The organism is Pseudomonas sp. TH31 (assembly GCF_016650815.1).
In the GTDB taxonomy this organism is placed as follows: Bacteria; Pseudomonadota; Gammaproteobacteria; order Pseudomonadales; family Pseudomonadaceae; genus Aquipseudomonas.
In genome coordinates this window covers 1-20,204 of record NZ_JAEKEZ010000022.1, presented here as the reverse complement: position 1 = coordinate 20,204, position 20,204 = coordinate 1, and the positions used below count along the sequence as shown (strand labels likewise).

The 20,204-nt window shown below is 60.0% G+C and carries 12 protein-coding genes and 4 pseudogenes; 8 read left to right on the top strand and 8 right to left on the bottom strand.

Going from position 1 to position 20,204, the window contains the following annotated elements:
• Positions 1-10 precede the first annotated feature (10 nt).
• Positions 11-649: pseudogene (locus JFV26_RS34885) on the bottom strand (PAS domain-containing protein); the annotation flags it as partial.
• A 331-nt stretch (positions 650-980) separates the two neighbouring features.
• On the opposite strand from JFV26_RS34885, the pseudogene JFV26_RS14650 reads away from it, so the two are divergent.
• Positions 981-2,350: pseudogene (locus JFV26_RS14650) on the top strand (GntT/GntP/DsdX family permease).
• Between the two features lie 23 nt (positions 2,351-2,373).
• On the opposite strand, the gene JFV26_RS14645 reads toward JFV26_RS14650, so the two are convergent.
• A complete protein-coding gene (locus JFV26_RS14645; RefSeq protein WP_201193431.1) occupies positions 2,374-3,687 on the bottom strand; it encodes an MFS transporter in 1,314 nt (437 codons plus the stop codon).
• 200 nt (positions 3,688-3,887) lie between these two features.
• Here JFV26_RS14645 and JFV26_RS14640 point away from each other — a divergent pair.
• The 3 genes and pseudogenes from JFV26_RS14640 to JFV26_RS14630 all read left to right on the top strand — a co-directional run bounded on the left by JFV26_RS14640 (position 3,888) and on the right by JFV26_RS14630 (position 8,607).
• Positions 3,888-5,305 (top strand): annotated as a pseudogene (locus JFV26_RS14640) (short-chain fatty acid transporter).
• A 252-nt stretch (positions 5,306-5,557) separates the two neighbouring features.
• The gene (locus JFV26_RS14635) at positions 5,558-7,255 is read left to right on the top strand and encodes an acid phosphatase (protein ID WP_201193429.1); all 1,698 of its coding nucleotides are present in this window, start codon (positions 5,558-5,560) and stop codon (positions 7,253-7,255) included.
• Positions 7,256-7,434: 179 nt separating this feature from the next.
• Positions 7,435-8,607 carry a hypothetical protein gene (locus tag JFV26_RS14630; RefSeq protein ID WP_201193426.1) on the top strand — a complete coding sequence of 391 codons (1,173 nt, stop codon included), beginning with the start codon at positions 7,435-7,437 and terminating at the stop codon, positions 8,605-8,607.
• Between the two features lie 157 nt (positions 8,608-8,764).
• On the opposite strand, the gene can is transcribed toward JFV26_RS14630, so the two are convergent.
• The gene (gene can / locus JFV26_RS14625) at positions 8,765-9,409 is read right to left on the bottom strand and encodes a carbonate dehydratase (protein WP_201193424.1); all 645 of its coding nucleotides are present in this window, start codon (positions 9,407-9,409) and stop codon (positions 8,765-8,767) included.
• Positions 9,410-9,592: 183 nt separating this feature from the next.
• Between can and JFV26_RS14620 the strand changes: the two genes are divergently transcribed.
• Positions 9,593-9,997, top strand: a complete 405-nt coding sequence (locus JFV26_RS14620; protein ID WP_201193422.1) for a serine kinase/phosphatase — start codon at positions 9,593-9,595, stop codon at positions 9,995-9,997.
• Between the two features lie 128 nt (positions 9,998-10,125).
• Here JFV26_RS14620 and rimI read toward each other — a convergent pair whose 3' ends face one another.
• Positions 10,126-10,578 (bottom strand): ribosomal protein S18-alanine N-acetyltransferase, encoded by a 453-nt coding sequence (gene rimI / locus JFV26_RS14615; RefSeq protein WP_201193420.1) that lies wholly within the window; start codon positions 10,576-10,578, stop codon positions 10,126-10,128.
• Positions 10,571-11,311: an energy transducer TonB gene (locus JFV26_RS14610; RefSeq protein ID WP_201193837.1), complete on the bottom strand. Its 741-nt coding sequence runs from the start codon at positions 11,309-11,311 to the stop codon at positions 10,571-10,573. Before JFV26_RS14610 ends, rimI begins: the two co-directional genes overlap by 8 nt.
• 220 nt (positions 11,312-11,531) lie before the next feature.
• Here JFV26_RS14610 and mksB point away from each other — a divergent pair, with 220 nt between their 5' ends.
• The 3 genes from mksB to mksF are packed head-to-tail and all read left to right on the top strand — an operon-like array spanning position 11,532 to position 16,337.
• The gene (gene mksB, locus JFV26_RS14605; protein WP_201193418.1) at positions 11,532-12,809 is read left to right on the top strand and encodes an Mks condensin complex protein MksB; all 1,278 of its coding nucleotides are present in this window, start codon (positions 11,532-11,534) and stop codon (positions 12,807-12,809) included.
• Entirely contained in the window at positions 12,799-13,500 is a 702-nt protein-coding gene (gene mksE, locus JFV26_RS14600; protein ID WP_201193416.1) for an Mks condensin complex protein MksE, read from the top strand. Before mksB ends, mksE begins: the two co-directional genes overlap by 11 nt.
• Positions 13,497-16,337 (top strand): Mks condensin complex protein MksF, encoded by a 2,841-nt coding sequence (gene mksF, locus JFV26_RS14595; RefSeq protein WP_201193414.1) that lies wholly within the window; start codon positions 13,497-13,499, stop codon positions 16,335-16,337. The genes mksE and mksF overlap by 4 nt, the downstream gene beginning before the upstream one ends.
• A 222-nt stretch (positions 16,338-16,559) precedes the next feature.
• Here mksF and JFV26_RS14590 read toward each other — a convergent pair.
• The 3 genes and pseudogenes from JFV26_RS14590 to JFV26_RS14580 form a co-directional block, all read right to left on the bottom strand.
• Positions 16,560-18,862 (bottom strand): annotated as a pseudogene (locus JFV26_RS14590) (PqiB family protein).
• Positions 18,855-19,478 carry a paraquat-inducible protein A gene (locus JFV26_RS14585; RefSeq protein WP_201193412.1) on the bottom strand — a complete coding sequence of 208 codons (624 nt, stop codon included), beginning with the start codon at positions 19,476-19,478 and terminating at the stop codon, positions 18,855-18,857. Before JFV26_RS14585 ends, JFV26_RS14590 begins: the two are co-directional and overlap by 8 nt.
• Positions 19,465-20,124 (bottom strand): paraquat-inducible protein A, encoded by a 660-nt coding sequence (locus JFV26_RS14580; RefSeq protein WP_201193410.1) that lies wholly within the window; start codon positions 20,122-20,124, stop codon positions 19,465-19,467. The genes JFV26_RS14585 and JFV26_RS14580 overlap by 14 nt, the downstream gene beginning before the upstream one ends.
• Between the last annotated feature and the right edge of the window lie 80 nt (positions 20,125-20,204).

The window sequence follows — 20,204 nt, the reverse complement described above, 5'->3', positions numbered from 1 at the left end:
CTTTGTAGAGTTTGTTATTGGCATCGACCACCGGGTTGTAGGACGCCTCCAGCCAGACCGTTCGACCATGGCTGTCGACACGCTTGAAACGCTCGGCCACAAACTCGCCGCTGTTCAGACGACGCCAGAAGTTCTGATACTCGGCGCTGTTGTACTCCTCGGGAAAGCAGAAGGTGCGGTGATGTTTGCCCTGGATCTGCGCCAGGCTGTAACCCATGCCACTGAGGAACCGATCATTGGCGGTCAGCACATTGCCGTTGAGGTCGAACTCGATCACCGCCGTCGAACGCACCAGCGCGCCGATCAGGTTCTCGTGCTCGCGGGAGGCTTCGATGGTGCGGGTCAGGTCGCTGGAGTAAATCGAGAAATGCTTGATGCGACCGTCTGCCGAACGCACCGGTTGCATGATCGAACGCAACCAGGCCTCGGCACCATTGCCGCGCAGCAGACGCACGGTGCCGGCAAAATGCTCGCCACGGGTCAGCGCCGTCTTGAAGCGGTTGTGGAATTCGTCGGATTTCACATGAACCGGCACGATGTCTTCGATCTGCCGTCCGATCAGGTCGTTGCTCCTGTAGAGCATCTCGCCGAGGAAATTCTGGTTGATCGATTGAATACGCCCGTCCGGTTCAAGGGTCAGGACCAGCATCTCGCTTTCCAGACTTTCCTTCACTTGCAGGAGACTGGAGAGTTCTTCGCGAAGAGCCGACAGCTCCTGCTTCAAGCGTTTATTGAACATGGGAAAGCACCGAGGGCTGGGTAGAAAGCGGTATGCAGCCTAACCATCGGCCTTCGGGATATTTTCTGAAGAGTGTTTTTGGCTTGTCCTACAAAAATAATGGCGGTGTGCCATTTAGCTTGCCGAATTCCCCTGCGAGACGGTTACAAAACCCAGCGCTCTGTCCTGGCCATATCAGGTATTCTCCGAACAAATTGCAACAATATGTTGCAACGGTATCTGCCCGATAAGGAGTCCCGTTTTGGATTTATCGACCGCTGCCTGGATGGTTCACGACACCCGCTTGATCCTTTGCTGCCTGCTGGCGATTGCCACGATTATCGTGTTGATCAGCGCCACCAAACTCCCGCCCTTTCTTTCGATTTTGATCGGTACCTTCATTGCCGGGGTCGGCGCCGGTTTGCCACCAGAAGATGTAGCCAAAGCGTTCAGCAAAGGCGCGGGGGCGATTCTTGGTGAAGCGGGGATCATCATTGCCCTGGGGTCGATGCTCGGTGCGTTGATGGCCGAATCCGGGGCGGCCGACCGCATTGCCTCGACCTTGCTCGGGTTGGGTAAAGGCAAGTCCTTGCCGTGGGTCATGGCGCTGGTGGCGATGGTGATCGGCCTGCCGCTGTTTTTCGAAGTCGGGCTGGTGATGATGGTGCCAATCATCTTTGTGATGGCGCGCCGTTCGGGTCAGCCATTACTGAAGATCGCCATTCCGGCGCTGGCCGGGATGACCACGTTGCACGCCTTGATGCCACCGCATCCGGGCCACTGATTGCGGTTAGCGCGTTGCATGCCGACCTGGGCCTGACCATGTTGCTGGGTTTCAGCATCGCGATTCCGGCGGTGATTCTGGCGGGCCCGATCTACGGCAACTGGCTGTCGAAACGCATGCACGTCGATGAGCCGGCAGAGCTCGGCGCCCTGTTCAGCGCCCCGCCCAAGGCCCCCCGCCAGCCAAGTTTCGGGATGTCGTTGCTGATCATCCTGTTGCCGGTGCTGCTGATGCTCGGCAGCACGTTGGCGAAAGTTGCGATGAGCCCCGAAAGCTCCGTCGCCCTGACCCTGAGATTCCTCGGCGAGCCACTGGTGGCGCTGGGTATTGCAGTGATGGCGGCGGTGATCTGCCTCGGCTGGGCCAACGGCATGCCCCGCGAACAAGTCGGTGGCACCCTGCGCAAAAGCCTGGCGCCGATTGCCGTGTTGCTGCTGACCATCGGTGCCGGTGGTGGCCTGAAGCAAACGCTGCTCGATGCCGGCGTCAGCCAGACCATCAGCAAAGTCGCTGAAGGTGCGCACATGCCGTACTTGCTGCTGGCCTGGTTGATTGCCGTGGCGTTGCGTCAAGCCACCGGTTCGGCGACGGTAGCGACCACCACCACGGCGGGCATTCTGGCGCCGATGATGGCGGGGCTGGCGGCGACGCAAAGCTCTTTGGTGGCGTTGGCGATTGGCGCCGGTTCAGTGTTTTTCTGCCACGTGAACGACGCCGGATTCTGGATGGTGCGCGAGTACTTTGGCTTGCAGCTCAAACAGACGATCTGGGTCTGGTCGATTCTGCAAACCATCGTGTCGGTAGTGGGGTTGGTGGGGACGTTGTTGTGGTGGCATTGGTTGACGTGATGGCCGCTCCGTCCCCGGGATAGTTACAGGCAGGGCGCCACGCGACGGCTCCCGACGTTGGGCATGCGCGCGCCGAAATACGCCGCGCTACCCACGCCCACCGCTCCCATCACTGCGCAGAAAATCACGCAGACCCACGGACTCCAAGGCATCAGGCCGATCAACAGCAGCGGAGTGATACTCGCCCAGGCGGCGTAGGCAATGTTGTACGTAAAGGAAATCCCCGAGACGCGAATACTCGCTGGGAACAGGCTGACCATCACCGACGGCACCGCGCCGACCACCCCACAACTGAGGCCGGCAATCGCGTAGGCCAGACCGATCCAGTCACCACCAATGATCAGGCAGGTGTAGAGCACGCCGATGCCCAGCGGTAGCAGCAGGCTGTAAAGCATGACCGTGCGCCAGGCACCGATACGGTCAACCAGCAAGCCCGCAAGCACGCAACCGATGTTCAGGAACACGATGCCCAAGGCGCTCAGGGCGAAGGTGTGGCTGGCGGTCATGCCGAAGGTTTTCTGCATCATGGTCGGGGTGATGACCACAAACACCACCACAGCGGAGGTCAGCACGCAGGTGAGGATCATCGCCGGCCACATGGCCAGGCGATGCTCGCGCAGGACCGTGCGCAGCGGCAGTTCGACCGTCGCGTCACGCTGGGCCTGCATGGCCATGAACACCGGGGTTTCACTGAGCCAACGGCGCAGCCAGACACCGATCACCCCAAACACGCCACCCAGCAGGAACGGGTAGCGCCAGGCGTAATCAAGGATTTCTGCCGGAGTGAATGCCTGGGCCAGAAAGGTCGCGGTCAACGCGCCGATCAGGTAGCCAAACGTCAAGCCGGCCTGCAGGAAACCCAGCGCATACCCACGATGGCCGGCCGGTGCATGCTCGGCGACAAACACCCAGGCGCTCGGCACTTCACCGCCCACCGCCGCGCCCTGGAGAATGCGCAATGCCAACAGCAGCAGCGGCGCAAAATACCCGATCTGCGCGTAGGTCGGCATGATGCCGATCAGCAGGCACGGCAGCGCCATCATCAGGATGCTCAGGCTGAAGACTTTCTTGCGCCCCAGCCTGTCGGCGAAGTGCGCCATCAGAATCCCGCCCAGCGGCCGCGCCAGGTAACCGGTGACAAAAATCCCGAAACTTTGCAGCAAGCGCAACCACTCGGGCATTTCCGGTGGAAAGAACAACTGGCTGAGGGTCAGGGCGAAAAACACGAAAATGATGAAATCGTAGATTTCCAGCGCCCCGCCGAGCGCCGCAAGGCCCAGGGTCTTGTAGTCCGAACGGGTGAACGGCGCCGGGCGCGTTTGGGTATTGGCAGTCATGAAAAGAACTCTGGCACAGGCAAAAACCAAGGCGCCCATGGTCTACGCAAATGCGTCGGCGGACAACCCGTTAGACCATAGTCCCAATCTCGTAAAACAACGTCACAAAAACAGGTCGATTGATTTACTGTTGGCACCTGACCAGACGGGCCTTTGCGGCCCGGAACACCACAATAATCATAAAAATCCGAGGTACACCCGTGGCCGCTGAAATCGACGATAGCCGCTATGCCCGTTTTGCCCTGCGCTGCTCAAGTTTTGCCGAGCGCTGGTTCCCCGATTCCTGGGTATTCGCAGCCCTTGCAGTGATCATCGTCGCCGTGGCGACTATGGCCATGGGCGCCAAACCCACCGACGCCGCCATGGCGTTCGGTGACGGGTTCTGGAGTCTGATCCCATTCACCATGCAGATGGCTTTCGTGGTGATCGGCGGTTATGTGGTGGCCAGTTCACCGCCGGCCGTGAAGCTGATTGATCGCCTGGCGCGGATTCCGAAAAACGGCCGCTCCGCCGTGGCCTGGGTCGCGTTGATTTCGATGGTCGCCTCGTTGCTTAACTGGGGACTGTCGCTGGTGTTCGGCGGTTTGCTGGTGCGCGCCCTCGCCCGCCGCACCGATCTGAAAATGGATTACCGCGCCGCTGGCGCCGCAGCTTATCTGGGCCTTGGCGCCGTTTGGGCGCTCGGGCTGTCATCGTCCGCCGCGCAATTGCAGGCCAACCCGGCCAGCCTGCCACCGTCGATTCTGTCGATCACCGGCGTCATTCCGTTTACCCAAACGATTTTTCTCTGGCAGTCCGGCGTGCTGTTGCTCGCATTGATCGTGGTCTCGCTGATCATTGCCTACGCCACCGCGCCCGGTCCGAATACCGCGCGTGACGCCAAGGCGTGCGGCATCGACCCGAGTTTCAACCTGCCGCCGCTGCAACCGCGTACTCGTCCAGGGAATGGCTGGAACACAGCCCATTGCTGACGATTGTGCTGGTGTTGTTGGCCGGCGGTTGGCTGTTTCATGAGTTCTCGACCAAACCGGCGATCAGCGCGATCTCCGGGTTGAACACTTACAACTTCCTGTTCCTGATGCTCGGCGCCCTGCTGCACTGGCGTCCACGCAGCTTCCTCGATGCCGTGGCCCGCGCGGTGCCGACCACCACTGGTGTGCTGATCCAGTTCCCGCTGTATGGCTCGATTGCCGCGCTGATGACCACCGTCAAAGGCACTGACGCCCAGACCCTGGCCCATCACATCTCGACCTTTTTCGTACAGATCGCCTCCCACGACACCTACGCGTTGTTGATGGGTGTGTACTCGGCGATTCTGGGGTTCTTCATCCCGTCGGGCGGCGGCAAGTGGATCATCGAAGCCCCCTACGTCATGCAAGTGGCCACCGACCTCAACTACCACCTGGGCTGGGCCGTGCAGATCTACAACGCCGCCGAAGCCCTGCCGAACCTGATTAACCCGTTCTACATGCTGCCGCTTCTGGGCGTGCTGGGGTTAAAGGCGCGGGACTTGATCGGGTTTTCGTTCGTGCAGTTGCTGGTGCACACGCCGCTGGTGTTGTTTCTGCTGTGGGCATTGGGGACGACGCTGGTTTATACAGCGCCGGTGATGCCTTAATCCCAATCGTCAAAACGTTACATATCAACTGTGGGAGCGGGCTTGCTCGCGAAGACGGTATGTCAGTCGACATCAGAGTCAGCTGACACTCCGTCTTCGCGAGTAAGCCCGCTCCACATTAGCCCGAGGCACTTTCCAACAAAGTGCCGCGTCTCGATCCTCGTTGTCCTCATCGTGTAACCTCCCCGTCACATCTCGCTGCTAGCGTCCCGCCGAAATACATTGCAACAATTTCGCGAAAAAGGAATTGGAATGAACGATGACAAAGACGGAAACGACCTCCCCTCCCCCGAAGCCGATCAACCCACCGATACCAGTCGCCGCCGCTTCCTTGGCGGTGTTGCCGTACTGGGTGTCGGTGCCACGCTGAGTGCTTGCGGCAACCAAGGGGACGAGGCCAGCAAACCGGTTGAACGCCCGCTGACGCCTGTCGAGCTGGATAAAGCCCTGCAAGAAAACGTCAAAACCGTTGTGGTGATCTACGGCGAAAACCGCAGCTTCAACAACTTGTTTGCCGACTTCCCGGGTGTCGAAAAACCGCTGTCGGCGCTCAAGCCGCAAGACGGCGCGCAACAGGATCGCGACGGCAGCGTGCTGTCGACCCTGCCGCCGGTGTGGGGAGGCCTGAATCAGGTCGGCCCGCAAACCCTCGATGGCGTGATTTACCCCGCCGGTACGCAATTTCAGGAACACCTGCCGAACGCGCCGTACGCCCTCAAAGGCCCGCAAGGTGAAGACTTGCCGCTGAGCCTGGTGACCCGCGACCTGTGGCACGTGTTCTATCAGAACCAGATGCAAATCAACGGCGGCAAGAATGACCGCTTTGTCGCGTGGGCCGACTCCGGTGGCCTGACGATGGGCCATTACGCCCAGACTCGTTATTCATTGCGTTTGTGGGATGTGGCCAGGGAGTTCGTGCTCTGCGACAACTTCTTCCAGGGGGCTTTCGGTGGCTCGTACCTGAACCATCAATACCTGATCAGCGCCCAGGTGCCGTTCTACCCGGATGCGGCCAATTCGATCGCCAAGCCGCAGATCGCCACCCTGCAAAGCGATGACCCGACCGACAACCGCCTCAAGCCGCTGGACGCCTCGCCCGCCAGCGCCATGACCGGCCCGCCGCAGTTCGGTCCGAGCCTGTTGACGCCTGATGGCTACGCGGTCAACACCATGGCGCCGCCCTATTGGCCGACCTGGATCCGCGACCCCGAGCGTCCGGACTACGCCAAGCCGTTGCCCAGCGTGCTGGTGCCACAAACCCACGACCACATCGGCGACAAGCTCTCGAAAAAGAACGTCGACTGGGCCTGGTACGGCGGCGCATGGCAAGCCACGATTGATGAGTACAAGGATTCGGGGGCCATTCCGAAAATCCCGAATTTCCAGTACCACCATCAGCCGTTCAACTACTTCAAGCGCCAAGGTCCGGAAAACCCGGCCGAGCGCGCCAAGCGTCTGCGCGATGGAGGGCTGGGCGATGAGTCGAGCACCAACAAGTTCCTGGCGGACGCCGAAGCCGGCAAGCTGCCAGCGGTGACGTTCTACAAGCCCCAGGGCAACCTGAACATGCACGCCGGTTACGCCGACATCGCGTCGGGCGACCGGCATATCGTCCGCGCACTGAAAGTGCTGCAACAAAGTCCGCAGTGGAAAAACATGGTGGTGGTGATCACCGTCGACGAGAACGGCGGCTGGTGGGACCACGTTGCCCCGCCAAAAGGCGATCGCTGGGGCCCGGGAACGCGGATTCCGGCACTGGTGATTTCACCGTTTTCGCGCAAGGGCACGGTGGATCACACGGCCTATGACACCGCTTCGATCCTGCGGCTGATCACGCGTACCTTTGGACTGGAAACCCTCGACGGGATCAAAATGCGTGATGACGCAATGATTGCTCGGGGCCAGAAGCCAATGGGCGATTTGACCAACGCGCTGCACTTTCCGGTGTGATTGTTGGATAGATCGAAAGATCGCAGCCTTCGGCAACTCCTACGGGGTGTACACCCGACAATGTAGGAGCTGCCGCAGGCTGCGATCTTTTTTTGGCGGGACACTGGACGGTCCGTCACATCTGGTTTCAGTATGTAGCCGCCCCGCCTACAGGGGCCCACGCTGAAAAGGATCTGAGCATGTTCAAACTCGCAGGACTTACCCTCGCCGCCCTCACCCTGAGTGCCGCCGCCCACGCCGATGTCGATCTCAAGCTGGGCAGCACCGAGCGCGTCACCCGACTCTTCGCCTACCCCAACAACTGCAACGTGATCTGCTTTCGCAACTGGACGCTGGAGCAGACCGTCGAGCATTACCTGACCCAAAGTGTGCAGCGCGATGGTTACACCGCTGCCAAAGTCCAGGTGAAAACCGATAACCATCAGCTCTACGCCGAAATCAGCGGCGTACCCAAGGGCTATGAAAAACCCTTGGCAGCGCTGCTCGATGCCGGGGACCTGGCCTACAACGGCGCCAGCAAACTCAACGCCGATGGCAAATGGGCTTACAGCTGGTATCTGTTCCTGCCATTGGGCATGGCGCTGGAAAACCGCAAAAGTGTCGAGCTGCTGCACTTCCCGCCGGATTACTCGTTGACCCAGGCCCAGGATTACCTGGAATCGGCCACGACCGATCGCTGGGCCACACTGCTGGTCGACAACGGTATTCCAGCCGCCCAGACACCGGCCTATCAGACCATCATCGATATCGCGCCAATTGCCGCGCCGTCCAACGCAGGCAAGGATCTGGAAGGCGTTTACGACTACTTCAAGGACTACCAGACCACCATGGTCAAGGAAGTCAGCCAGAACGCCAAAGGCGCAACATTGCCAATGGTCGCCTTCGGTGCGCCGGTGCGTAACTGGATCAAACAGCAATACGGGGTGACCGTAAATGTATTGGGCCTGGCAACCATCAGCCCTAGCGATGGCGTAAAAGTGCCGGTCCTGGGTTCCAACCATCCAAGTTACATCTGGTACGCCGCCGACCCGGCCAGCTACACCGGTGCCGATGCCCAGGCCAAGGCGGATGCCGCGGGCCTGACAGTCATGGGCCAGGATTTGAGCGCTGCCTGCTGGCAGGCCGGGATGGGCAGCAAACCAGGCAGCGATCCGAGTGCCCTGCTCACAAGCTGCACCCAGACCTGGCAAGTCACCCAGAAAGAAAAAACCTGCGAGCTGTTCTACACCTCGATCCGCAACCTGACGCCGGCAGACGCGGCGGCCAAATGCGCCACGCCACCGGTCAAGTCCCAGCTCCAACAGCTGCAAGCCCCGGCACCCGCAGCGGCAGTCCCCGCACCGCACCTTTGAAACGATAAAAGCCTTTTGCGCGTGAGCCATGGCTGACGCGCAAAAGCGCACTAATCGCCTGTCAGTTCTGACTGTAGCGGCTACGATGAGCCACCCAACGCCGACGGCCAGTTGTTCTTACTGCACTGGCAATCGGCGAAGTCTGTGCCCAAAGGTGTTACAGCGCCCCGACCGGACGCAAGCGATACTGTGGCGGCAGTTGTTCGAAGCCACTGATCGTGGCGTTCAGGCTTTTCCAGCGACCATCCTTGATGCCGTAGATGCAACCGTGGATCGACAGACTCTGCCCGCGATGCCAGGCGTTTTGCACAATGCTGGTATGACCGACGTTGGCCACTTGCTGGACCACGTTGAGCTCGCAGAGGCGGTCGACCCGCTCTTCTTCGGTCGGCAACCTGGCCAGTTCTTCGCGTTTTTCATAATAAAGATCGCGAATCGAGCGCAACCAGCCATCGATCAGGCCCAATTGACGATCCTGCATGGACGCACGCACGCCGCCGCAGCCATAGTGACCGGTGACCAGAATGTGTTTGACCTTAAGCACGTCCACCGCGTACTGGATCACCGACAGGCAATTGAGGTCGGTGTGCAGCACCACATTGGCGACGTTACGGTGTACGAACAGGTCGCCGGGCAGCATGCCAACGATCTCGTTCGCCGGAACCCGGGCGTCGGAGCAACCGATCCACAGGTATTCCGGGGTTTGTTGGCGCGCCAGCTTGGCGAAGAAATCAGGATCTTCTTTGGTGATCGCGTCAGCCCAGCGCTCGTTGTTATCAATCAGATCTTGTAATTCGTTCATGCAATGAAGCCTCAAGAATGATGCGCAGCTTTGACAGACGACCGCCCATCGGGGTCACGCGCGCGATGCAGATACCCCTGATGTCCTGATGTTTATAACCGCTAGCCCCGCGTTCCATGCCGGGGGAATTCTCGGCAGCCCAGTGGGTCCACCTTAGTAAGGCCCACAGTATGAGGAATTGCCATGACTGAATCACGACGTCCGTACGATGCGGTGCAACCCGAGCCCATCGACGACAACGAAGACCGCATGGGCTCGATGCATGAGCTGGATTTCGACGAGGAAGAACCCAGCGCAAAAATCGGTGACGAGCTGCCGGAAAACGAACGCGAACGGCTGATGCCGCGCGAACGTGTCCGTGAAGCCGGCATGACCGGCGCCTCGACCGATGACCATGAGTCTACCGACGATGACATGAGCCCGGAAACCCTGATCCTTGAAGATGGCGCACGGGATGCCCACGAGGCAGGCGAAGGCAATCAGGCCGATTGGGATTTGAGCATTGTCGATGAAGACGACATTGGCGGCGGCAATGGGCTGGATGAGGCGGAGTTGGCGCAGCGCGATCCGGTTGACGGGAATCGTTGATCGACCTGACTGACCGAAGTCCCCTGTAGTAGCTGCCGAAGGCTGCGATCTTTTGATCTTGATCTTTAAAATCAAAAAACAAGATCAAAAGATCGCAGCCTTCGGCAGCGCCTACAGAGGATTGGTGTTCAGTCGACCAAAGTGCAGGCCATGACGACGGCATCTTCACGCCCGCCCACCGCAGGGTAGTAATCCCGCCGCCGGCCAATCTCGTTAAACCCATACCGCTCATACAACCGAAACGCCCCACGGTTGCTGTCGCGCACTTCCAGGAAACACTCGCGTGCCTTGGCGCCATAGGCCCGGGACATCAAATGCTCGAGCAACGTCAAACCCAGGCCACGGCCCTGATTCTCCGGTTTGACGGTAATGTTCAGCAGGTGCGCCTCATCAAGAATGATCTGCACCACGCCATGCCCGACCTGCTGCGAACCTTCGAACATCAGCCAGATCTGGTACTTGCCCAGGCCATCGAGAAAAATCCCGCGGGTCCACGGGTGGCTATAGGCCGCGTATTCGATTTTCAGTACAGCGTCCATGTCCGCCTCGGTCATCGGGCGGAACGATACAGCGTCACTCATTTGATTCTTTCCAGCGCGCCATCAGCCGACGCATGGCTTGCCAGACATCAGCCTTACGCTGTGGCTCTTCCATTAATAATTCCAGACCCGGCAGGGCCCAGACCGAGCCCAGGCCTTCGACCTGGAGTTCACGGTTGAAGGATTCGGCGTTCGCCTCGCCGGCAAACCGCACCGCCGGCAGGCCAATCAGCCACAGGCAGACGCACGGGGCATCTTCGAGCCGGGCCGAGAGGAAACCTTGCACGAAATCGCGAGCGGCTTCCGGGCCTTGATCCATCGTGCCGCGAGACAACAACGGCCAGCGCACCGGCTCGCCGACAATCTGCGGGCTGTCCGGCAGACCGGCGGCACGCAGCATGTCCTTGAGCAACATGTAGGCAGGATCTCGGGTCTGGAAGGTTTCGCCTGTGGGTAACTCCACCAGCAGCAGGCAGCGCCCGGCCCGCAACAATTGCAGGGCGAAACGCGGCGGCGGCACGACCGGCGCCTTGACCGCGACCGGCGCCGCCTCTTCTTCGACCTTGGCGTTGGTGCGCGTGCTGGCCAGCGATGGCCGCGGCACCTCGATTTTCACTCGTTCGGCCGGTTTGACCAGCGCTTCCACGGGCGCCTCAGCCACTGGAGCCGGCGCTACCGGGGCGATGACCAACGGTTCATGCACCTCCAGCAGTTCGGGACGCGAGGGCGCAGCAAAGGGCAATTCGGTGCGCGGCAGCCAGTTGACCACCTGCATGGCGGTCAAATAAGCGCGGCGGCGAGACTCGATAAGCAAAGGTCGGCCACTTGTGGATAACTGATAGTGCGCTGATTCTACCGCCCTTCGCCGAAGATCGCCCGCGCTTGATCGATACTCTTACCCATAGAAACAGCGACTGCCCGTCCCGAGAGTGAATCGCAATCGGCGCGATGCAGTACAATCGCCGCTTTTAATCGTCAACCAGCCGGCCATCCCGATGATCGAACCCAAGCGCGTCTTGCGCGCCCTCGCTGAACACTGGGCACTTCTGGAGCCACTGTGCGAGCACTTCGACCAAGGCACTTTGAGCCTCAACGAACTGCGTTCACAGTTGGCCGCCCAGCAACTGGACAGTACACCGCAGGACATCACCAGCCTGCTGGACGTGTGGATCCGCCTCGACATTCTGGTGCCCGTGGCAAAAAGCCCGAACCGTTTCGAGCTCAATGCGCAGATCCATGACTTCCTCGCTTACCTGCGCCGTGAGCACCGTTTGGGCTTGTGCCTGGAAATCGAAGCCTATCTGCGCCATCTCGAGCGCCTGGCCGGTTACATCCAGGACGCGTTCGACATCCGCGACGGCCACGATCTGGCGCGCCAGTTGCGCCTGCTCGACATGCGCGTACGGGACGTACTGAAAAAACTCGCCAACGACGAACAGGCCCTGGTGGCCGTCGCCGAGCGGGCCAAGACCAGCGACCGGCAGATCCCGCTGCGTCAGCGCTACGCCGAAGTCCTGGCGACCTGGGACGAGTACGTCGAACCGATGATCCAGTTGGTGAACGCCGACGGCGCCTTCGAACAAGGCGTGCGCAAAGTCGAAAACGTCCTGTTGCGCATGCTCACCGAACAGCAGCGCCTCGGCCATCTGGTCGATGACGACATGCTGCTGCGCACCCACGCGCGCATCCTCGAAATGCAGACCAGCGCCCAACTGACCTTGCGTCATGCCCGCGAACTGCTGTTGCCGCTGCGTGAAGAAGCCCGCCGCCACAACGCCGTAACCCGTGGCGCAGCGCTGGCCTTGTCGGCCATCCGTCGCAAAGGCATTGATGCGGTGCCGCAAGCCGCGATGCCAATGTTCACACGTGCGCAAAGCACCTTTCTCGGCAGCGCCAGTCAGGTCGAAGCCTACGTCTACGCCCTGGCCCGTTTCGAGCCGAAACCGGCGCGTTTTCCCAAGGCCCACAAAACCCGGAAAGGCGAAGCTCCGCGCGCTCCACGCACGGTTCGGGAAATGCTCGAGCGCTGCGAAGACGCCCTGCCAATGCCGGACCTGATGACCTGGCTGCTGGAACAGGAACCGGACGGCGCCACCGACGAATTGCTTTATTGGTTCTCGCGCCTGTCACGGGAAAAACGCTTCAAACGCGAGCGTCTGGAACGCCGCGATTACCACACTCACGAGCATCAGGTCAGCCTGCGCTCCTTCGCCCTGCTCTCGGCCGGCGACACCGCCGCCGAGGATTCTGCGAGCACTCCCTATGCAACTTGATCTATCCGAACTGTCCCAGCTGGCGCCAATCTTTCGCGAGCTGTTCAAGGGCTACCACGTCAGCCGCCGCGACCCGGAGCTGTACGCGCAACTGTCGAACTTCCAGGACCAGTACCGCACGCTGTTCCGGGCGTTGGGTTTTGAGTTGGTCTGCGACACCCGTGGCTTCTACTACTTCGTGCCGGACCTTGCTGCTGCGGCGGTGAACAAGACCGCGCAACGCCTGGCGCTGTTCACCTTCATCCTCGTCGAGCACCTGGCCGATCAAGGCCGCGATCCGGTCGCCGTGCTCGACGGTGGCAGCCTCGGCCGCGATGAATTGCCATCGCTGCTGGAGAAGTACCGCGACCTGTTTATCCAGGCCGAAGTGCAGACCGTCGAAGAACTCGAAGAAAAAATCATGCGCCGCATGACCCAACTCGGTTTCGCCGGCGAAGAAAACGGTATCTACCGTTTCCTGCCGCCGATGCACCGTTTCCTCGACGTTTGCTTGTCAGTCCAGCAGGACCGCGATCTGGCGGCCAGCCTGCACAGCGTGCTGCCACTGCCAGCGCCGGTGTTGATCGATGACGACAGCGACGAAAAGCTGCTGGAAACCGATGACCCGCTGGACCTCAGCGACTTCGCTGAAGAAAGCGAAGAAGACGCCATGGCCCGCGCCATTGCCGAAGAACAGGAGACCGACGCATGAGTAAGGAACGCTACGGCATTCGCCGCTTCGCCCTTTTGAACACCGCCGGCTACAGCCTCGGGCTGTTTCCGCTGGAAGAGCCGCTGTCGGTCTACGGCGCGAACAACCTCGGTAAATCCGCGTCGATCAACGCCTTGCAGTTCCCGATCCTGGCGCGCATGTCGGACATGAGTTTCGGCAAGTACAGCCTGGAACAATCCCGGCGTTTCTACTTCGCCTCTGACACCAGCTACATCCTGGTCGAAGTCTCGCTGCCTCACGGTCCGCATGTGATCGGCGTGGTCGGTCGCGGCCCGGGAGGCGGGTTCGGTCACCAGTTCTTTGCCTACGCCGGCAAACTGGATCTGGCTCACTATCAGAAAAACGACACCTGCCTGCGCCAAAAGGAACTGTTCACCAACCTTGAGCGCGAAGGCCTGAAGGCCTACGAACTCAAGCCGGATGAACTGCGGCGCTTGCTGGTTGGCGGTCACACCTCGATTCCGCTGGACCTGACGCTGATTCCGCTGCGTTCCACCAGTGAGCAGAGCCTGAAGACCTTCCGCGCGTTGTTCATCAACTTGCTGCACATGCGCGAAATCACCGCGGCCAAGCTCAAGCAGCTGTTCCTCGATGCCTTCGAACACAGCCTGCGTTCCGGCAGTGTCGATTACATCGCCGCGTGCGAAGAAGCCTTCCGTGATGTCCGTCGCATGGAGCAGGACTACAACTCGCTGGTCACCGCCGGCCCGCTGGTTGAAGCGTTGGCCTCAGGCGTTGCCCAGCGCAACATCCTGCGCGGCAAGTTGCATCGCATCTCTCCGCTGCTCGATTCGTTGCTCGGCACCTGGTCGGACTACGCCGGTGCGCGCAAGGAAGAGCTGACCATTCAGGCCGAGCACTACCGCAGTGAGCAAGATGCCCTGCAAAACGATCAGCGCGGCGGCACTCAGGAGCTGATGCGTCTGGAACGGGAAATCACCGGCATCCAGCGCTGGCTCGGCGAGTTGTCGGTGCTCAAGCATCGCTTCGCGTTGGTGACTGACGTCAAAGTCCTGGAGCAGCAACTGCTGGCGGCCAAGGATGCACACGACGAATTGGCCGGTGCGCTGGCCCAGTCCCGGCAGTTCAGCGCCGAAGACCTGGAAGAGCGTCTGCGGGATCTGGAAAAACGCCTGAAGTCGGTGAAGCAGCAACTCGATCACGCCGACAACAATAGCTACGCCCGCCTGCGGGAAGAGTTCTCGCAGCAGGACGTCGAGCGCCTGATGCGCCTGTTCAACAGCGCACTGTTCAGCCTGCCGCTGGGTGAACACGGGATTACGCTGGACCAGGACGGTCAGTGGGTCAAATCCCTGGAGCTGATCCTCGACGGCTTCAAAGGCGAGCGTTTCGACGTGCCGGGGCTATCCATCGACATCTCGCATATCGAGCCGCCGGCCCTGCAAGCCCTGGCCGACCGCGCAGCCTTGCGCGATCAGAAAGAGCGCCTGGAGAAAGAGCTCAAGCAACTGAAAACCCAGGCCGCCGTGGTCGCTGACCGTGCGGCGAGCAAGACCCAGACCGAAGCGCTGTACCAGCAAGTGCTGGACGCACAGAAAGCCCTGGAAGATTTCCGTCGCGCGCAAACCCTGGGCGCCGAGGAAGACGACAAGCTTGAGCAATTGGCGCAGATGGAAGCCGCGCAGGAAGAGTTGAAGCGTTCCAGCGACGCCTTCACCGAACGCGTCCAGCAATTGTCGGCCAAGCTGCAACTGGTCGGCCGGCAGATCGGCGACATGGAAGCCAAGCAACGCACCCTCGACGATGCCTTGCGCCGTCGTCAGCTGTTGCCGGCAGACCTGCCGTTTGGCACGCCGTTTATGGACCCTATCGACGACTCCATGGACAACTTGCTGCCGTTGCTCAACGACTATCAGGACAGTTGGCAAGGTTTGCAGCGTAGCGATGGTCAGATCGAAGCGCTGTATGCGCAGGTCCGCCTCAAGGGCGTGGCCAAGTTCGACAGTGAAGACGATATGGAGCGCCGCCTGCAATTGCTGATCAACGCGTATGCGCACCGCACCGACGAGGCGCTGACCCTCGGCAAGGCACGTCGTGCGGCGGTCACCGACATCGCCCGGACCCTGCGCAACATTCGCAGCGACTATGACAGCCTCGAACATCAACTGGCGCTGTTCAACCGCGAGATCAACAAACGCCAGGTCTCCAACCTGCAGAGCTTCCGCATCGTGCTCGCGCCGAACAAGGAAGCGCTCAAGCACATCGACCAGATCATCCACAGCGCCGGTCAGTACGAAGAAGGCGAAACCCTTTCCGTGTTCGACCTGAGCCAAAGTGCCGATCAGGACAACAAGAACGAAGAAGCCAAGGAGTACCTGGCGCGGCTGGTGGCGGCAAACCACAACCAGCTCGGCCTCAAGGACTTGTTCGAGCTGGCGTTCGAGATCACCAAGGTCAACGGATCGCCTGTGATCCACACCGACATCGACGGCGCGGCATCCAACGGCACCACAATGACCATCAAGGCGCTGACCAACATGTATTTGTTGCTGCACTTGATGGACCGCGACCAGGCCGGTCGCGTGCGCCTGCCGTACTACCTCGACGAGGCGGCGGACATCGACGAGAAAAACCAGGCAGCGCTGCTGGAAACCAGCCTGCAACTGGGCTTCGTGCCGATCCTGGCGAGTGTGAAGCCGCAGGTTTGCGCCAGTGTGGCGATTGACCTGGAAGGCGGTAGCGGGCCGAACGGGATCTACATTGATGAGGCGGACTGGAAGTACATTCGTCGTCATGATGAAGTGAAGGCGAAGGTTAATGTTGAAGCGGATGAGCCGGAGCTGGATGCGGTCTGATTTAAACCGCTAGATACGAAAAAGGCCGCGTTCCAATGGATCGCGGCCTTTTTATTGGGTGTTACTTTTTGAGTTTTACAGTGATTTTGAGGGCCTCTTCGCGAGCAAGCCCGCTCCCACTTTGGTTCTGTGTCGTACACAAAATATGTGAACGACACAGAACCAAAGTGGGAGCGGGCTTGCTCGCGAAGGCGTCATTACAGACGCCCAATCAATTGCAGACTACTTGCCGAGGGAGATCTTCGGTGCCCAGGTCAGCCATTCATCTTCAAACTTGTCGAACAGCGGGAACGTCTGCTCTGGCCGGGCCGGATTGCCCATGCGCTCACCGTCCGGCGTGGCAAAAGCGATACCGCCCTGAATCAGCGTCTCCAGTGACTCGGTCCGCACCGTCGCGCCTTTGAATAAACCGAAGTCCAGGCCAAAACCGCTGGTGTTCCAGAAGCGTGTTCCGCTGCGCACCAATGGCGCGTACTTCGGCTCGATCAGGATGTGCACCAACACACGATCCGCGGTCTCGCCCAATTCATAACCGGTCACCTTGCCGACGGTGATTTCACGGTACGTCACCGGTACGCCGGTTTTCAGCGAACCACGTCGCGCCGCGCTCAACACCAGACTCAACCCGGCTTCCACCTTGGCCGACTCCGGCGGGTTGGCCAGCGCCACGAAGTTTTTCTGTGGGCCGAGGTTTTTCGCAGCCGGCTGCACTTCAATGTACTGACCCGTGACCAGGGTTTCGAGGTTCGACGTCTTGATCAACCCCAGCTCAGGCTTGACCACCCAGAACTGACTGCCCACCCGCGCGATGCGTTCCGGCACGTCGGTAATCCGCGCGGTCAGCATCACCGACTGCAAGTCATCAGAGAGATCAACGTCTTCAATCTTGCCGACATCCAGCCCTTTGAATCGAATCGGCGTGCCGCTGCGCAAGCCATCGGCGCGATCGACCTTGATGGTGACCACGGCGCCTTTCTGGTTTGCTTCGTCATGGCTGGCAAACAAACGGAAACGCGGGATTTTCTTTTGCAGCGGCGCCTTGGCTTCAGGGGTTTCGAAAGCGATACCGCCGGCCATCAGGCTTTGCAGCGACTCACTCTTGACCTGGATTCCGCCGGTCAAACCGCCGCTGAGCGTAATGCCGCTGGCATTCCAGAACCGCGTCGAGGCGTTGACCAGACCCTCGTATTCCTTCTCGATGTGAACGCCGATGATCAATTGTTTTTGGTCTTGGAAAACTGATAGCTCTGGACCGAACCGACCTTGACCTGCTTGTAGAGAATCGGGCTACCGACCTCCAGGGAGCCGAGATTATCGGTGAACAGCACCATGTGCAGGCCCGGTGAGCGCAGGTCCAGTGGCGGAGCCTTGGCCCGGGCCACGAACTCGCGCTGCGGCGCACTGCCCTTGTCGCCCGGGCGCACGGCGATGTAGTTGCCTTTGACCAGGGCTTCAAGACCGGTGATACCCGCCAGCGAGATCGACGGCTTGACCACCCAGAACTGAGTCCCGGTGACGAGGTAATCTTCAGCCAGCGGGTCGAGGGTCAATTCAGCGGTGGCACCCGACAAGTCCGGATCGATCTTCAGAGCTTTCAGATTGCCGACCTGGATGCCTTTGTACATCACGGGCGTACGGCCAGCCTGCAAGCCTTCAAAGTCACTGAGTTTGACCTTGACCCGAATACCGGCAGCCGCCGCATCGAAGTCTTCATACAGACGGAACGGCAGGCTTGGATCGGTGGGCGGGCTATCCTTGCGGTTTTCCGGAGTGGCAAACGCGATGCCGCCGGCGACGATGCTGGCCAGGGACTCGCTGCGAATTTTCACACCCGACAGATTGGCGTCGATGCTGATGCCGCTGGAGTTCCAGAAACGCGTGTGTTTGCGCACCAGGCTGGCGTAGGTAGGCTCGATGAAGACTTTGAGCTCGACCGTGCTCTGGTCTTCGGACAGCAGATAGCTTTTGACCTGGCCAACCTTGATCTGCTTGTAGAACACCGGGCTGCCGCGATTCAGTGAGCCCAGACGATCAGCCTTGATGGTCAGGTGCAAACCGGGTTTGGAGTCCGACAGCGGCGGCTCTTCAGCCAGGGCTTTGAACTTGCGAGCCGGCTCGCCTTCACCAGGGCTGATGGCTACGTAGTTGCCCGACACCAGGGTTTCGAGACCGGTGATACCAGCCAGGCTCACGCTCGGTTTAACCAGCCAGAAGCGCGTACTGGTCTTGAGGTATTGCTCCACGTCCTTGTTCATCTCGATCGTGGCGATCACTCCTTTGGAGCTGCCCTCGTCATCGAGCTTGAGGGTCTTTACCTTACCGACCGACATGCCTTTGTAGACCACTTCGGTTTTATTGGCCTGTATCCCTTCGCCACTGTCGAAACGTACCTGAACCTCGATACCGGTTTCGTTGTAGGCACGCCAGCCGAGCCAGCCGCCAATGATCAGGGCGATCAGTGGCAGCACCCATATAGCTGACCAGTTCGAGGCCGGTCGGGTTTTCGCTGTAGGCAAATCAGTCATGGTCGTCGTCCGACTCCGTGTTATCCCAAATCAGTCGGGGATCGAAAGTAACTGCGGCAAGCATCGTCAGAATCACCACACTGGCGAAGGCGATGGCGCCAAGATTGGCTTCGACGCTGGCAAGCCGTCCGAAATTCACGACCGCCACCAGGATGGCGATCACAAAGATATCCAGCATTGACCAACGGCCAATGAACTCAATAAAGCGGTACATCACAATCCGCTGGCGTGCCGACAGTGGCTGGCGACGCTGCACCGAAAACAGCAGCAATGCGATACCGACAAGTTTGAACGTCGGTACCACAATACTGGCGATAAAAACCACGGCCGCGATTGGAATCATGCCGTGCTGAACCAACTGGATCACGCCAGACATGATGGTGCTGGGATCGCCCTTGCCCAGTGAGCTGACGGTCATGATCGGCAGCACGTTGGCCGGGATGTAGAGAATCGCGGCGGTGATCAGCAATGCCCAGGTACGCATCAAGCTGTTCGGACGACGGGCGTGAACCAAAGCGCCGCAACGGGTGCAGACCTGCTCGTCGGTGTCGGCTTCCTGCTTGTTCAACTCATGGCATTCGGTACAAATCAGAATGCCTGCATCAATCGCCCGCATGGGCATCTTCTCCTGACAAAGCCTGCCAGACCTGGTGAGGCGACATCACAACCTCCAGCCAGACCTGGACCAACAACAAACTGATAAAGCACGCCAGGCCAAGACCTACGGTGATGGCTGCCATATCTGCCAGCTTGACGATCGCGACCAGCACGCCCATGAGGTAAACCTCGAGCATCCCCCAATCCCGAAGGTGGTGGTAAATGCGGTAGAGCAGCAAACCGTAGCTGCGCCCGATGTCAAAGCGGATGCTCAGGAGCACCGCCAACTGACAGAGCAACTTGAGCAGCGGGATCCCCATGCTGCACAGAAACACAACCACCGCGACGCCTTGCATGCCGGTATCGAACAGGCCGACAACGCCGCTCCAGACGGTGTCTTGCGACGATTGCCCGAGTAGATTGAGCTGCATGATGGGTAAAAAGTTCGCTGGTATATATAACAACAGTGCAGCGATGACCAAGGCGAGACTGCGCTGAACGACATTGTGCCGATGGGCGTAGAGTTCATAACCGCAGCGCGGGCAGAGGGCTTTCTCGCCATGGGCGAGTTCGGGCTTGCGCATCAGCAGGTCGCACTCGTGACACGCCACCAAGTCGTCCAGCGGTAAATCTGACAGCCCTGGGGCGTCAACCGGCTCTGGCATAAAAGGCTCTGGCTCCGAAAAAAGTGGGCCTATTCTAGTGTTCTGAATCGAAAATAACTGTGCAAATTTGTGCCGCTATC